Genomic DNA, 2,099 nt, shown 5'->3' with positions numbered 1-2,099 from the left:
GCTGCTCGGCCAGGCCGCCCGGCTCTGGTTCGACGTCCTGGTCACCAGCGTGCCGCTGCCCGGCTTCGGACTCACACTCGGCGGCGACCCGCTCGGCGCCGTGTTCCCGCTCGCGCCGCTGGCTCCCGGCCACTCCCTCGCGGTCGCGGTCTCCACGTACCGGGGACGTGTCCACTACGGCCTGGTCGCCGACGGCGCGGCCGTCCCGGACCTCGACCGACTGGCCCACGCGCTGACCGAGGAGGTGACGACACTCACCGCCGTCTGCGATCACCGGGCGACGCGGTTTGGTGCCGGGGCCGGTCGCTGAAGTAAAATCCGCCGTTCGACAGCGGATGCGAACGGAGCGCCGCGAGAAGCAGAGCGGGAACGGCAGCGGCGATGACGGTGACACAGGACGGCCCCGGGGCCACGGACGCGGCGGTGGTGCACGGGCCCGGCATCGACCCGGAACGGCTCGCCGTCTGCCTCGGCGTGCTCGAGGAACTCGACAAGCTCGACGTCGACCACCCGGACGCGATCCTGGTCCGCCGCGCCACCTCGCACATCTACCGCACGGTCAAGCAGCGCCGCCGCCAGGAGCGCCGGGCCGCCAAGACCGCCCACGACAAGGCCGTCACCGAGGCCACCGCCACCGGCTCCGCCGAGCGCATCGACGACGAGACGGAGGGCATCCTGCCCTCCTCCCGCGTGGAGGCGGGCCGGATCGCGGGGATACTCCAGCGCCCGCGCTCCTGCTACACCTGCAAGACGCGCTACGTCGAGGTCGACTACTTCTACCACCAGCTCTGCCAGAAGTGCGCGGCCGAGAACCGGGACCGGCGCGACGCCCGCGCCGACCTCTCCGGCAAGCGGGCGCTGCTCACCGGCGGGCGGGCCAAGATCGGCATGTACATCGCGCTGCGGCTGCTGCGCGACGGCGCCCACACCACGATCACCACGCGCTTCCCCCAGGACGCCATCCGCCGCTTCAGGGCCATGGACGACTCCGGCGACTGGATGCACCGGCTGGAGGTCGTCGGCATCGACCTGCGCGACCCGGGCCAGGCCGTCGCGCTGGCCGACCGGGTCGCGGAGCAGGGTCCGCTCGACATCCTGATCAACAACGCCACCCAGACCGTACGCAGGCTGCCGTCCGCGTACGCCGCGCTCGTCGAGGGCGAGAGCGCCCCGCTGCCGGCCGGTGAGCTGCCCGCCCACCACACCATCGGCGCCTTCAACTCCGGCGCGGTCGACGGACTGACCGCGCTGCCCGTCGGGGTCAGCGGACTCGACGCGCAGAAGGTGGCCGACCTCGCCCTGGTCGCGGGGAACGCCAGCGTGGTGCGGCACCGTGACGGCACCGCCATCGACGCGGGCGGCCTGGTCCCCGATGTCGTCGACTCCAACACCTGGGTCCAGACCATCGAGCAGATCTCCCCGGTGGAGCTGCTGGAGACCCAGCTGTGCAACTACACGGCGCCGTTCATCCTGATCAGCGCGCTCCGTCCGGCGATGGCAGAGGCCGCGCGCCGGGCATCCGCCGGGCGCGCCTACGTCGTCAACGTCTCCGCCATGGAAGGCGTCTTCGACCGCGGCTACAAGGGCGCGGGACACCCCAACACCAACGCGGCCAAGGCCGCCATCAACATGGTGACGCGGACCAGCGCGCAGGAGATGTTCGACACCGACCGCATCCTGATGACCTCGGTCGACACCGGCTGGATCACCGACGAGCGTCCCCACTTCGACAAGCTGCGCCTCGCCGACGCCGGTTTCCACGCCCCGCTCGACCTGGTCGACGGCGCGGCCCGCGTCTACGACCCGATCGTGCGCGGCGAGGCGGGCGAGGACCTGTACGGCGTCTTCCTGAAGGACTACGCGCCCGGCCGCTGGTGACCGCGTCGGCCCGAGGGGCCGTCAGTCGACCATCCGCAGCCGGGAGTTGCGCGCCGCCAGCAGTTCCAGCACGGTGCGCCAGTCCTCCAGCACCCCGGCGTCGAAACAGGCGGTGCGGGCCTCCTCGGCGGCCGTGCGCAGGGCGAGGAGATCGTCCCCGGCGGGCAGATCGTGCCGGGGACGGCCGCGGACCAGTCCGGCGACGCGCGCGCCGAGCAGTT

At 72.6% G+C, this 2,099-nt stretch carries 2 protein-coding genes and 1 pseudogene; 2 read left to right on the top strand and 1 reads right to left on the bottom strand.

The window, feature by feature from the left end:
* Both B9S61_RS10865 and B9S61_RS10860 read left to right on the top strand, forming a co-directional pair.
* Positions 1–310 (top strand): WS/DGAT domain-containing protein (locus B9S61_RS10865; protein ID WP_146064786.1); only part of this gene is annotated, 310 nt, incomplete at its 5' end.
* 71 nt (positions 311–381) lie between these two features.
* Positions 382–1,878, top strand: a complete 1,497-nt coding sequence (locus tag B9S61_RS10860) for an SDR family NAD(P)-dependent oxidoreductase (protein ID WP_103542067.1) — start codon at positions 382–384, stop codon at positions 1,876–1,878.
* Between the two features lie 21 nt (positions 1,879–1,899).
* Here B9S61_RS10860 and B9S61_RS10855 read toward each other — a convergent pair.
* Positions 1,900–2,099: pseudogene (locus B9S61_RS10855) on the bottom strand (hypothetical protein); the annotation flags it as partial.

Source organism: Streptomyces sp. SM1 (assembly GCF_002910825.1).
Taxonomy (GTDB): domain Bacteria; phylum Actinomycetota; class Actinomycetes; order Streptomycetales; family Streptomycetaceae; genus Streptomyces; species Streptomyces okerensis.
Note: the sequence above shows the minus strand (reverse complement) of the source record. Positions and strands in the feature narration are given on the sequence as shown.